9 protein-coding genes, 1 tRNA gene and 1 pseudogene are annotated in these 11,682 nt (G+C 61.2%); 6 read left to right on the forward strand and 5 right to left on the reverse strand.

Translation table 11 applies throughout. The features are described from left to right. The first annotated feature begins 80 nt into the window (after positions 1-80). From ACERZ8_RS20140 to ACERZ8_RS20155, 4 genes and pseudogenes are all read left to right on the forward strand, one after another. Positions 81-1,076: an ABC transporter permease gene (locus ACERZ8_RS20140; protein WP_407593953.1), complete on the forward strand. Its 996-nt coding sequence runs from the start codon at positions 81-83 to the stop codon at positions 1,074-1,076. 94 nt (positions 1,077-1,170) lie between these two features. Then, positions 1,171-1,977, forward strand: a pseudogene (locus tag ACERZ8_RS20145) (ABC transporter permease); the annotation flags it as partial. A gap of 81 nt (positions 1,978-2,058) precedes the next feature. After that, positions 2,059-3,693, forward strand: a complete 1,635-nt coding sequence (locus ACERZ8_RS20150; protein ID WP_407593954.1) for an ABC transporter ATP-binding protein — start codon at positions 2,059-2,061, stop codon at positions 3,691-3,693. A 230-nt stretch (positions 3,694-3,923) separates the two neighbouring features. Then, positions 3,924-4,337 carry an ester cyclase gene (locus tag ACERZ8_RS20155; RefSeq protein ID WP_407593955.1) on the forward strand — a complete coding sequence of 138 codons (414 nt, stop codon included), beginning with the start codon at positions 3,924-3,926 and terminating at the stop codon, positions 4,335-4,337. 9 nt (positions 4,338-4,346) lie between these two features. Here the strand turns inward: ACERZ8_RS20155 and ACERZ8_RS20160 are convergent, their stop codons facing one another. From ACERZ8_RS20160 to ACERZ8_RS20175, 4 genes are all read right to left on the reverse strand, one after another. Beyond that, positions 4,347-4,829, reverse strand: a complete 483-nt coding sequence (locus tag ACERZ8_RS20160) for a thioredoxin domain-containing protein (protein WP_407593956.1) — start codon at positions 4,827-4,829, stop codon at positions 4,347-4,349. 140 nt (positions 4,830-4,969) lie between these two features. Next, complete coding sequence (locus ACERZ8_RS20165; RefSeq protein ID WP_407593958.1) at positions 4,970-6,868, reverse strand: acyl-CoA synthetase; 1,899 nt, start codon at positions 6,866-6,868, stop codon at positions 4,970-4,972. Positions 6,869-7,027: 159 nt separating this feature from the next. Continuing rightward, positions 7,028-8,839, reverse strand: coding sequence for an ABC transporter transmembrane domain-containing protein (locus ACERZ8_RS20170; RefSeq protein WP_407593959.1), 1,812 nt, complete (start codon positions 8,837-8,839; stop codon positions 7,028-7,030). Positions 8,840-8,943: 104 nt separating this feature from the next. Further along, a tRNA-Gly gene (locus ACERZ8_RS20175) sits at positions 8,944-9,017 on the reverse strand. A 507-nt stretch (positions 9,018-9,524) separates the two neighbouring features. Here ACERZ8_RS20175 and ACERZ8_RS20180 point away from each other — a divergent pair. Continuing rightward, complete coding sequence (locus tag ACERZ8_RS20180) at positions 9,525-9,914, forward strand: GFA family protein (RefSeq protein WP_407593960.1); 390 nt, start codon at positions 9,525-9,527, stop codon at positions 9,912-9,914. Positions 9,915-10,046: 132 nt separating this feature from the next. After that, positions 10,047-11,174 carry an endonuclease gene (locus tag ACERZ8_RS20185; RefSeq protein ID WP_407593961.1) on the forward strand — a complete coding sequence of 376 codons (1,128 nt, stop codon included), beginning with the start codon at positions 10,047-10,049 and terminating at the stop codon, positions 11,172-11,174. Between the two features lie 97 nt (positions 11,175-11,271). Here ACERZ8_RS20185 and ACERZ8_RS20190 read toward each other — a convergent pair whose 3' ends face one another. Continuing rightward, positions 11,272-11,682 carry a hypothetical protein gene (locus ACERZ8_RS20190; RefSeq protein ID WP_407593962.1) on the reverse strand — a complete coding sequence of 137 codons (411 nt, stop codon included), beginning with the start codon at positions 11,680-11,682 and terminating at the stop codon, positions 11,272-11,274.

Here is an 11,682-nt window from a genome sequence, read left to right on the forward strand (position 1 = left end):
CGGTCAGAGACGCTCCTTGGCAGCGGACCGCTGACACCGGCACCGCGCCCAAGCATTTTTAGCAGAACAGGTCCATCCTCATGCACCCCATCCTGAAACTTGTGGCAGAACGCCTCGGCATCGGGCTTTTGCTGCTGCTGGCCGCCTCTGCCCTGATCTTTGGCCTGACCGAAGTCCTGCCCGGAGATGCCGCGCAAGCCGTGCTCGGTCAGGGCGCGACCGAAGAAAACCTCGCCAACCTGCGCGCCGAAATGGGTCTGGATCGCCCGGCCTTCACCCGCTACTTCGAATGGCTCGGCGGCATATTCACAGGTGACATGGGGCTCGCACTGACCAACAAGCTGCCTATTGGCGAGCAGATCGCGCGGCGCATGTCCGCCACACTGTTCCTTGCCTTCTGGGCCGCCATCATCTCGGTCCCTCTGGCGATCCTGCTGGGCCTGATCGCCGTACGCTATCAGAACCGCTGGCCGGACAAGCTAATCTCGGGGATCACGCTCGCCTCGATCTCGCTGCCGGAATTCATGATCGCATATGTGCTAATCTTTTTCTTTGCCGTGCAAAGCATGACATGGCCGATCTGGGGGTGGGTCGGCATGGACCCTGTCGCCTTCCCCTCCTTTGCTTCTGTCTCGCCTGGTATGCCGCTTTCAGCACAGCTTTACGCCATCGCGCTGCCCGTGGCGGTCCTGACGCTGGTGGTGCTGGCGCATATGATGCGCATGACACGCGCCGCGATCCTGAACGTCATGCAGTCGGCCTATATCGAAACAGCGGAACTCAAGGGCCTCAACACCTTCGCCGTGATCCGCAAGCACGCCTTTCCAAACGCCATCGCGCCCATCGTGAACGTGGTGATGATTAACCTCGCCTATCTGGTGGTGGGCGTCGTGGTGGTCGAAGTGGTGTTCGCCTATCCCGGCATGGGCCAATATCTGGTCGATGCCGTGGTCAAACGGGATGTGCCGGTCGTGCTCGCCTGCGGGGTCATCTTTGCCGCCGTTTACATCATCCTCAACATTGTCGCTGACGTGGTGTCCATCCTCGCCAACCCGCGCCTGAGGCACCCCAAATGAGTTTTGTGCAACAAAACTCATTTCGAGCGGATGGAAGTCTTTGCGCAGCAAAGGCGCGATCCGGCACCCGTTCGCAAATCTGGGCGCAAATCAAATGCTAAAAAACATACCCCTCTCCGCCGCCATCGGGCTCACGATCACCGCGATCTACTTCCTCGCTGCCATCTTTGCTGACCTCATCGCCCCTTACGGCATGGCCGAAGCGGTGGGCGATGTCTGGGAACCCTCGTCCGCCAAACACTGGCTTGGCACCGACCAGATCGGACGCGACCTGCTGACACGCATGATCTACGGCGGGCAAACCACCATCCTGATCGCCACTCTGGCCACAATGCTCAGCTTCACAACAGGCTCGATCCTAGGGTTTATCGCCGCCGTCTCGGGCGGGTGGGTCGATCAGGTGATGAGCCGCCTTGTTGATCTGTTCATGTCGATCCCATCCCTGATCCTCGCCCTCGTCATCCTGTCCTCGATCGAGGCCACAGTGGTCACACTGGTGGTGATCATGGGCCTGCTCGACAGCACGCGGGTCTATCGCCTGTCGCGCGCCGTGGCCGTCGACATTTCGGTCATGGACTATGTCGAGGCCGCCCGCCTGCGCGGCGAAAAACTGACATGGATCATCTTCCGCGAAATCCTGCCCAACGCGCTCTCACCACTTGTCGCCGAAATGGGGCTGCGGTTCATCTTCATGGTGCTGTTCATCTCGACACTGTCCTTCCTCGGGATCGGGGTCCAACCCCCACTCGCGGACTGGGGCGGCATCGTGAAAGAGAACAAGGAAGGGATCAACTTCGGCATCGGTGCCGCACTCTACCCGGCGGTCGCCATTGCCACGCTCGCCATCAGCGTCAACCTCATCGCCGACTGGATCCTGAACCGGACCACCTCGCTCAAGGGGGTCGCGGATGACACGATCCTTCTTCATCTCGCCAGAAAAACTCCGGGGGTCCGGGGGCAGCGCCCCCTGGGATAGCCACTCATGACCACACCTCTCCTGCAAGTGCGCGGCCTCAAGATCGGGGCCACTGTCTACCCACCCGGTGAAAAACCGCATGACATCGAAATCGTGCATGGTGTCGATTTCGACGTCGAGGCGGGCAAGGTGCTGGGCCTCATCGAGGAATCCGGCGCCGGAAAATCCACGATCGGTCTTGCCGCCATGGCCTATGGGCGCGGCGGCGTGGAACTGACGGGCGGCACGGTCACGGTCAACGGGCGCGATGTGCTGCAGGCCTCGACCCGCGATGTGCGCCGCCTGCGCGGGGCCGAGGTGACGTATGTCTCGCAATCCGCCGCCGCCTCGTTCAACCCGGCCAAGCGGATCATGGAGCAGGTGATCGAGGCCGCCGTGCTGCAGGGCAAGTTCTCCAAATCCGACGCGGAAAAGCGCGCAGTCGAGTTGTTCAAGAAACTTGGCCTGCCGGACCCGGAAAACATCGGCAACCGCTACCCCCACCAGGTCTCGGGCGGGCAGTTGCAACGCTGCATGACAGCGCTCGCGCTTTGCCCTGAACCCGACCTTGTGGTGTTTGACGAACCGACCACCGCGCTTGATGTGACCACACAGATCGACGTTCTGAAAGCGATCAAGGATGCGATCCGCGACACCGGCGTTGCTGCTCTCTACATCACCCACGACCTCGCTGTGGTCGCGCAGGTTTCTGACCACATCATGGTCCTGCGCATGGGCGAAAAGGTTGAATACGGCACGACGGACCAGATCATCAACGCACCCCAGGAAGAGTACACCAAGGCGCTCGTTTCGGTCCGCTCCATCGTGCATAAGGAGAAGCAACCGACTGAGCCGGTTCTGAGCGTTCGGAACATCACGGCGCGCTATGCGGGCACCAATTTCGACGTTCTGCATGATGTCAGCGTGGACCTCAGCCCCGGGCAGACGCTGGCGGTGGTGGGTGAGTCCGGGTCGGGCAAGTCCACCCTCGCCCGCGTCATCACGGGGCTTTTGCCGCCCCGTGACGGCTCAATCGAATTTGCGGGCCGCACCCTGTCAGCCGATCAGCCCTCGCGCACCCGCGAGGACCTGCGCGAGTTGCAGATGATCTACCAGATGGCGGACACCGCGATGAACCCGCGCCAGACCGTGGGCACGATCATCGGGCGTCCACTTGAATTCTACTTTGGCCTCAAGGGGGCCGAGAAACAGAAGCGCATTCAGGAACTGCTGGACGAGATCGAACTGGGGAGCGGCTTTCAGGATCGATATCCGGCGGAGCTGTCAGGCGGGCAGAAACAGAGGGTCTGTATTGCCCGCGCGCTGGCGGCCAAACCCAAGCTGATCATCTGTGACGAGGTCACGTCGGCCCTTGATCCGCTGGTGGCTGACGGCATCCTGAAACTGCTGCTGGACCTTCAGAAGATCGAGGACGTGGCCTATCTGTTCATCACCCACGATCTGGCTACGGTGCGGGCCATCGCGGACAGTATCGCGGTGATGTATCAGGGGCGGGTGCAGCGGTATGGGACCAAGTCCGAGGTGCTGACCCCGCCCTTTGATGACTACACCGATCTGCTGCTCAGCTCGGTTCCGGAGATGAAACTGGGCTGGCTTGAAGAGGTGATCGCGCACCGGAAAATGGAGAGCGCCGGAAACTAGGTGTCCCACGCTGGGACACTATTCCGCCCTAGCAATTTCAAGGGGTTACAGAGGCGGATTCACCTTTCGTTAGGATTTCGGGCACCTTCTGCGCCCCATTTGCCCGCGTAAACTGAAGGCAAACGGCCCCCCGCTGGGCCATCTTCGGCGAATTTATTCGACAGGACACGGGCGCGCGCGCTAGCGTTCGGACCATTGCTTACTCGACCCAATTTTATCAGGAGACCGCGATGACACGTCAGCAATTGGCCATGGACTTTTTCGATGCCTGCGAGACCGGCAAAGGCTGGGACGTCTGCAAGGACTGGTGCACTCCGAACGCGAGCTTTTCCGCTCAATCCGATGCCATCGCGGATATCGACACGCTTGAAGCCTATTGCGAGTGGATGAAGGGGCTGCTGACGCCCGTGCCGGACGGGCATTATGAGTTGAAGGCCTTTGCCATGGATGAAGAGCGCGACACAGCCCTTGGATTTGCGGTCTTTCACGGCACGCAGACTGGCCCCGGTGGCCCTGTGGAACCGACGGGCAAGACGGTTGCCGCCGATTATGTCTATGCCATGAGGTTTGAGGGCGACAAGATCAGCCACATGACCAAGATCTGGCATGACGGGATATCGCTGCGCCAGCTTGGCTGGGCATAAGGCCCCTGCTCAGGCCACGGCGGCTTTGTGCGCGGCGAACACCTGCGCCAGTTGGCTGGCCTGCTGCAAGCCTTGCACGGTCTGGTGCAATTCCCCGTCGCCATCAAACAACAGCAGCGTCACATGCGGCACGCGGTACCGGCGGGCAAAGGCCGCGCCTTCGGGCGTTTTGATGTCGGCCACCAGATAGGTGATCCCGCAATCGTCGAAATCGCGCAATGCGGCGCGGGTCTGTTTCTGCAAGGCCGTGCAGGTCGGGCATTGCGGGTCGTGGATCTGCACGATGGTGACCGGCCCCTCGCCCACACGGCTGAGGTCGTGTTCGGCGGCATAGGCGCGGAACGAACTGACGCCCCAGATGCCGGCACCCGCAGCCCCGGTTGCGGCGATCACACCGCCCCCCGCCAGTTTCAGCACATTGCGGCGCGTCGGCGCGGCAGCAGATGCCGGAGCGGATTTGGATTTGCGGGACTTGGCGCGGGATTTGGGCATGATCTGTTGGTCCTTCGTTGCGCCCCGACCCTAGTGCCAAAACGGATCACGCGGCCCTCACAACTCTGTCATGTCGCCAAGAAAAAAGGCGCGCAGGCCCAAAGGTCTGCACGCCCGTTACCGCAGTCGCTGGTGGTCGCCTACTTGGCCGCCGTGGCCCCTTGCGCCACTTCCCAGGGCCGCACGAAATCGCCCAGCACGGTCTGGACCGAGGCTTGCGTGGCCCCGTTCAGGGCCACCTGGGCAACCAGCCCGCGTTTCTTGTCATCGATGACGGATGTGACGCGCGCCTCAAGCTCTGCCTTGCTGAGCGTTTCATTGTAGATTCGCGTGATCGCTTCCTTGCGCAGATCGGGTTTGAACACTTTGCCAACAGCCGTTTTGGGCAGTTCCGGCATCACCGTCATGTGTTTGGGTTGGGCGGCGCGTTCGTGCACGTGTTCCTTGCAGAACTCCATCAACGCATCCGGGGTGACGGACGCACCCGCCACCAGTTCGACATAGGCGCAGGGCACTTCGCCTGCGTGGATGTCCGGTTGTCCGATTGCCCCGGCAAAGGCGACGGCCTCGTGACCCAAAAGCGCCTCTTCAATCTCGGCGGGGTCGATGTTGTGACCGCCGCGAATGATCAGATCCTTGGCCCGGCCCGTGATCCACAGATAGCCATCCGGGTCGATCCGCCCCAGATCGCCCGTGCGCAGGAAGTCCGTGTTGTAGAACAGGTCGGTGTTCTTGTCTTCTTCGGTATAGGTGTGGCCAGCATAGACGCCGGGGTTGGACACGCAGATTTCGCCCACCTCGTCCACGTCCGCCTCGACCGGCCCTTCGGGCGTGACCTTGTAGATTTTGACGCGGGTGTAGGGGAATGTGATGCCGACCGATCCGATCTTTTTCTCGCCATCGAGCGGGTTGACCGACACGACACAGGTCGCTTCGGTCATGCCGTAGCCTTCGATCAGGTTCACGCCGGTCGCCTTTTCGAACCGCTTGTAAAGTTCCTGCGGCAGCGGGGCGGAGCCTGAGAACGCCGTCTTGATGGTTGAAATGTCGGCATCGATGGGTCGCTGCATCTTGGCCGAAATGGCCGTTGGCACGGTGATGATGAAGGTGACCTTCCAGCGTTCGATCAGTTTCCAGAAATTGTCGAACACCCCATCACCGCGATAGCCCTGCGGTGTCGGGAAGACCACATGCGCGCCCGATGCGATGGCCCCCATCAGGATCGGATGGCAGGCAAAGACGTGAAACAGCGGCAGCGGGCACATCACCACGTCCTGTTCGGTGAACAGCAGTTTCTGTGCGCACCAGCCGTTGTAGATCATGCCGGAATACTTGTGCTGTGCGACCTTGGGCATGCCCGTGGTCCCGCCGGTGTGGAAATAGCAGGCCACGCGGTCCACCTGTTCATCTTCGAACTGCAGGGTGGTGGGCTGTTTGGCGCATTCGGCGTTGAACGCCTTGTAGGTCACGCCCGGTGCCTTTTCCATCTTGGGCCGGATCAGCGGGATGATCAGGGATTTGAGGCCCGACACATGGGTCAGCAGATCAACCTCGAGCACGGTTTTGACATTGGGGGCCAGGGCGACCGCCTCTGTCGTTTTTTGTGCGACATCGGTTTTGGGGAAGGGGCGCAGGGTGACGACAACCTTGGCGTTGGTTTCGCGCAGGATCGCGCCGATCTGTTCGGCCTCAAGCAGCGGGTTGATCGGGTTGACGATTCCAGCCGTTGCCCCGCCCAGCAGGGTGATCACCGTTTCGGTGGCGTTGGGCAGCACATAGGCGATGACATCGGTGGGGCCGATGCCAAGGGCGCGGAACATATTGGCGCATTGCGTCGTGCGATCCTTGAGCTGTGCCCAGGTCAGCGTGTCGGCCTTGGATTTCGGATCAGAGAAGATCTGGTAGCTGATCGCCTTGTGGGTCGGATAGGCCTGTGCTGTGTTGCTGAGCATGCCGTACAGCGTTGTGGCAAAGCCGCGTTTGTCCCACGGCATTTCATTCTCGATGGCGTCGCGATCGGCGATCCCGGCAAAGGTCATTGGCATCCTCCCTGATGCGCCTTTGGTTTTTATGGCGGCGCATGTGTTCCTTTTGTCAGGATGCGGTGCATGGTCGCATAGTTCAAGTTTTGCAAGATGCAGGGTGGCTGCGGGACGCGGCGTCAGAGGATGTGACCCTGGGTCACGATTAGCCCTGTGTCACTCGGCCGCAATGCCGTCGGTGAATTGCAGCCGGGCGAGGCGTGCGTATAGCCCGCCCTCTTCGACCAGCGCGTCATGGGGGCCTTGGGCCACGATGCGCCCCTGATCCAGAACGATGATCCGGTCCGCCTTTTTCACCGTGGCAAGGCGGTGGGCGACGATGAGGGTGGTGCGCCCTTGTGACAGGCTGTCGACGGCATCCTGCACGGCCCGTTCGCTTTCGGCATCCAGCGCGCTTGTCGCCTCGTCCAGCAGCAGCACGGGGGCGTCGCGCAGGATGGCGCGTGCAATGGCGATGCGCTGCTTTTGCCCGCCCGACAGCATTACGCCCCGCTCCCCCAGCGGGCTGTCATAGCCCTGCGGCAGGGCAGAGATGAAGTCGTGCGCGGCTGCCGCCCCGGCCGCCGCCTCGACATCCGCGCGCGATGCACCGGGGCGGCCAAAGGCGATGTTTTCAGCGGCAGAGGTGGCAAAGATCATCGGGTCCTGCGGGACCAGCGCGATGTTCTGGCGAAATTCTTCGCGCGCCATGTCGGCAACGTCGATCCCGTCAAGGCGGATGTGGCCCGACTGCGGATCATAAAACCGCAGCAGCATCTGTATCACGGTGGTTTTGCCCGCGCCCGAAGGGCCGACAAAGGCCACGGTTTCGCCGGGCTGGATGTCGAAACTGGCCCCGTCCAGCGCATTGATCGAAGGGCGCGCGGGGTAGGAAAAGTGCACGTCCTCGAAGGTGATGCGCCCCTGCACGGGGTGCGGCAGGACGGCGGGGCTGTTGCTGTCGATCACATCGTCTTTGGTCTGCAACAACTCGACCAGCCGTTCGGTGGCACCAGCCGCGCGCTGCAACTCACCGATGATTTCAGACAGGGCGGCGACGGCCCCGGCGACCATGACGGCGTAGATCACGAACTGGATCAGCGCGCCCTGCGACATGAGGCCAGCGCGCACGTCATTGGCACCGATCCACAGCACACCGACAATGCCCGAGAAGGTCAGAAAGATGACGATCACAGTCATCAAAGCGCGCGTCGTGATGCGCCGTTTGGCCGAGCCATAGCTTGCCTCGGTCACGTCCGAAAACATCATGCGGCTGGCCGCCTCGTGGGTGAAGGCCTGTACCGTCTGAACGGCACTGAGCTGTTCGGACGCACGCCCCGACGAGGCCGCGATCCAGTCCTGATTTTCACGGCTGAGAACCCGCAACCTGCGCCCCAGCACAAGGATCGGCACGACCACGGCAGGCACGATCAACAGTACGAGACCCGTCAGTTTGGCCGAGGTCAGCAGCATCAGCACAAGGCCCCCGGCAAAGATGAGGATATTGCGCAGGGCAATCGATACGGACGAGCCGATGACGCTGAGGATCAGGGTGGTGTCGGTCGTGATGCGGCTCAGGACTTCGCCGGTCATGATGTTTTCATAAAAGCTGGGCGACATGCCGATCACCCGGTCAAACACAGCCTTGCGGATGTCGGCGACAACCCGTTCGCCCAAGCGCGTCACAAGTGCGTAGCGGATGCCGGTGCCAACGGCCAAGAGCCCCGCAATGCCAATCGCAGCCATGAAATAGAGATCAAGAATATGCGGATCTTCGGAACCGAAATTGTCAACGACACGGCGCACGGCCAGCGGCAGCGTCAAGGAAATGATCGCCGTGCTGACAAGGGCCGCAAGTGCGGCGATCAGCAGACGCCAATAGGGCAGCACAAACGGGAAAAGTTGACGCAAAGCCCCGATTTTCTTGGACTTCTCACGCTCTTCATTGCCCGAGGGAGGGGGCGTCTGAGGGGTCGCGGTATCGCTCATGCGGGCTCCGGATTTCAACTTGCACCGCAGATGGCCGCAATGGGCCTGTAAGGTCAAGTGGACACGATCCCGCAGGCAGGTCGCGTGGTCAATTTTCTTGAGATTGGAGCGGGCGGCGGGAATCGAACCCGCGTCATTAGCTTGGAAGGCTAAGGTCTTACCACTACACAACGCCCGCTCAACGGATTGAGGTAGTATTTGATCGCTTTGAGAGCGTCAAGGGAAGCCGTGCGGTGCGGCGGTCGTGAGAGGGGCGGTGGCTGTCGCTCGTTTTGGTGGGTGGGTTGCGTTCGTGTTGTGGGGCTGCGGCCGGACATGCGCTGATGGTGTGTCATTAGAGTGACGTGGACTGTCCGTAGTGCGGGACAATATTGCCGTTCGAACATCACACCACCCCGCCCGGACTCAAGCCGAAGGCGCCGGGCGATCGACAGCCCGTCCCGACGGGATGGCGATATGACACCATTCGCAACCCGCTGATCGGGAAGATGCACATGGCAGCCATAAAGCGCAGTAGCGGACAGGCCTGATCGCCACCCCACGGGCTGGCGATGCCCCGGCTTGCGTTGGCGCAGAGGTTTCGAGGCAGGGTTGGACGTCCAAAGCACATGTCGAGGGCGGCAAAGCAGGACAGGGCTGACTTTGAGAGACTGCTGTTCTAACGTCTGAAGCGGGAGGAACAGTCATGTCAGAGCGCGTGTCTGGTGGATGCAAATGTGGGTCAGTGCGTTATGAAGGCACCCGTTTGGATGTCCCGATGTTTCGCTGCCACTGTCGTGATTGCCAACAGCTCACAGGTTCGGGGCATTCTGAAATGATGCCTCTTGCCCGCGCAGATTTTTCCATAACGGACACCTGTAAAACATACGAAATGATGGGCGGATCGGGTCAATCAACCTTCAGCGGTTTCTGTCCGCAATGCGGATCGCAGATTACCCGGAACAGCCAGCGGATGAGCGACCGGATTTATGTGCATGCGTCTTCACTGGACGATCCGGCCACGTATGAGCCGGAAAAATCAATTTACCCGGACTCTGCGCAGGCATGGGATGAGGCGGCAATCATCAAAGGGTAGTTAGGGGCCAATGGCCGTCTGCCGTCGCTGTTGCTGAATGATGGGCCATCAAAAAGGAAGCATTCTTGGTGACTTCGCAGGAAGCGTGTATGCAGGCAGGCACACATCACCAACCGGGTTAGGGTCATCGTGGTGCAATCCCCCCTCTTTGACATGTTTCTGTGCCACAACAGTGCCGACAAGGCCGCCGTCAGCGCTATCGAAGCCCAACTGCGCGCGCGGGGCATGCGGTGCTGGTTTGACCGGCATGAATTGCGGCCCGGCAGCGACTGGAAGGCCTTTGTGCGTGCCGAATGGCCCCGCATCGGTGCGCTGGTGGTCTGTCTGGGGCCAAACGGGCTCAGCCCCGGTCAGCTATTTGAGATCGACGCGTTGGCCCCGGTCGTGGGCCCGACCCAGTCCGTCGTTCCGGTGTTGTTACCCAGCATTGCGTCGGATGTTGCTGCGCACGAAGTCGTGCCCGAGCAGCTCAAGGGGCTGATCTGGGTGGATTTCAGGCGCGCTGACGGCGATCCGCTGCAGGCGCTGATCTGGGGCGCGAATGGCGAGAACCCGCATATTCGCCTGTCGGTCGGCAGCTATTACCGTGATGCGGATGGGCTGGAGGACGACGCACTGCGTACCTGTCTGGGCAGGATCACCAAGGAGGGCCACCATCGGATAAGCTATCAACCGCAGGCCACCGAAGCCATGAAAGACCTGTTTCGCGATCCGCTGAACGATCAAAATGTCATCCGCTTTCATGACGGTGTTTCGGTTCCCATCACTTCATATGGACCGGGCGCGGTGCCGCAGGATCGCTGGAACAAGGATCACATCTGGCCCAAGGCCTTCGGTTTTGCCGACAATGCGACTGCCCATGCGGACCTGCATAATATCGCTGTGGCCGATGCGGTTCACAACTCAAGGCGCAGTGCGGGTCTGTTCTATGACCGGCGTCTGGATCATCTGGAGCGGGAGATGGAAGTGGCACCCGAGCGCCACTTTGACCCGCGCGGTGTGATCGCGCGTGCGTGCCTGTACATGGCGGTGCGCTATCAGGGTGTTGATGGCGATCCCGAGCTGACGCTGGACGAGCGCGCCCATGTGATTGGCGAGCCCCATATCGGTTCGCTTGAGACGTTGCTGTTGTGGAACAAGCTGGCCCGTGTCAGCCGGGCGGAGCGGATCAGGAATGACCAGATTGCCGAACGACAGGGCAATCGCAATCCGTTCGTGGACCGGCCCGACTTTGCCGATTTGATCTGGTATCCGGTTTGAGCGGGTGTTTTGGCCTTGTCGCGCACCACCGTTTCGGAGCGTCATGGCGTGGTGGCGGCGTTCGTTGCGCAGACCGAAGTGGCGCGACGCTTGCGCGCTAGGCCCCGACCAGCTCTTTCAGTTTGGTCATCTCGTCATGCGCGCGCTTCAGTTCCGTCACTGCCTGTGCGACCGGCATGCTGACGCGGGCGCCCTGTCCGTCCGAGAACGTGGCGACATCGTCTGCCACGCGAATGTCCAGCACTTCGGGGTCATAGTAATACTCGAACACCACGTGTTCTCCGCGCTCCAGTTGGTCTGGTGCGGCCACAAGCAAGGCGGCGATGATGTGGTCGAAATCGTCCTCAACGAAAATCGGCCCGCCCTCACCTTCGATGGCGAGCCCCCCGACGCAGTCGTTGAAGATGTCATGCTCGGCGCGCAACTGCTCTTTGGCGATGAATTCGCGGGCGTAGATATAGTCGCGGTCGGGCAGCGTGAAGTAGAGGATGATCTCTGAACCGGGCAT

The organism is Tateyamaria armeniaca (assembly GCF_045797845.1).
In the GTDB taxonomy this organism is placed as follows: Bacteria; Pseudomonadota; Alphaproteobacteria; order Rhodobacterales; family Rhodobacteraceae; genus Tateyamaria; species Tateyamaria armeniaca.

Bases quoted from the DNA above. Each gene is read 5' to 3' on its own strand.
- ACERZ8_RS20140 (WP_407593953.1), top strand. From the start codon at position 81: ATGCACCCCATCCTGAAACTTGTGGCAGAACGCCTCGGCATCGGGCTT.
- ACERZ8_RS20150 (WP_407593954.1), top strand. From the start codon at position 2,059: ATGACCACACCTCTCCTGCAAGTGCGCGGCCTCAAGATCGGGGCCACT.
- ACERZ8_RS20155 (WP_407593955.1), top strand. From the start codon at position 3,924: ATGACACGTCAGCAATTGGCCATGGACTTTTTCGATGCCTGCGAGACC.
- ACERZ8_RS20160 (WP_407593956.1), bottom strand. From the start codon at position 4,829: ATGCCCAAATCCCGCGCCAAGTCCCGCAAATCCAAATCCGCTCCGGCA.
- ACERZ8_RS20165 (WP_407593958.1), bottom strand. From the start codon at position 6,868: ATGACCTTTGCCGGGATCGCCGATCGCGACGCCATCGAGAATGAAATG.
- ACERZ8_RS20170 (WP_407593959.1), bottom strand. From the start codon at position 8,839: ATGAGCGATACCGCGACCCCTCAGACGCCCCCTCCCTCGGGCAATGAA.
- ACERZ8_RS20180 (WP_407593960.1), top strand. From the start codon at position 9,525: ATGTCAGAGCGCGTGTCTGGTGGATGCAAATGTGGGTCAGTGCGTTAT.
- ACERZ8_RS20190 (WP_407593962.1), bottom strand. From the start codon at position 11,682: ATGCCCGGTTCAGAGATCATCCTCTACTTCACGCTGCCCGACCGCGAC.